The organism is Rhodococcus sp. R1101, from assembly GCF_000278445.1.
Taxonomy (GTDB): domain Bacteria; phylum Actinomycetota; class Actinomycetes; order Mycobacteriales; family Mycobacteriaceae; genus Rhodococcus; species Rhodococcus gordoniae.
The window spans coordinates 1-393 of sequence record NZ_AJVB01000967.1 but is presented as its reverse complement, the minus strand read 5'-3'; the positions used below and the strand labels follow the sequence as shown (position 1 = coordinate 393).

General features: G+C 70.7%; 1 pseudogene. It reads left to right on the top strand.

The annotated features are described in order from the left end of the window. Positions 1 to 393, top strand: a pseudogene (locus R1101_RS29135) (1-deoxy-D-xylulose-5-phosphate synthase); the annotation flags it as partial.

Here is a 393-nt window from a genome sequence, read left to right as displayed (position 1 = left end):
GACGTGGGCATCGCCGAACAGCACGCGCTGACGTCGGCGGCGGGTCTGGCGCTCGGCGGGATGCACCCCGTCGTCGCGGTGTACTCGACCTTCCTCAACCGGGCGTTCGACCAGCTGCTCATGGATGTCGCGCTGCTCCGGCAGCCGGTCACCGTGGTCCTCGACCGCGCGGGCGTGACGGGCTCGGACGGTGCCAGCCACAACGGCATGTGGGATCTGTCCCTGCTGGGCATCGTGCCGGGTATCCGGGTCGCCGCTCCGCGCGACGGGGCGACGCTGCGCGAGGAACTGGGCGAGGCGCTCGGCGTCTCGGACGGACCGACCGTCCTCCGATTCCCCAAAGGTTCGGTGGGAGAAGACATTCCCGCGGTCGAACGGATCGACGGCACGGTC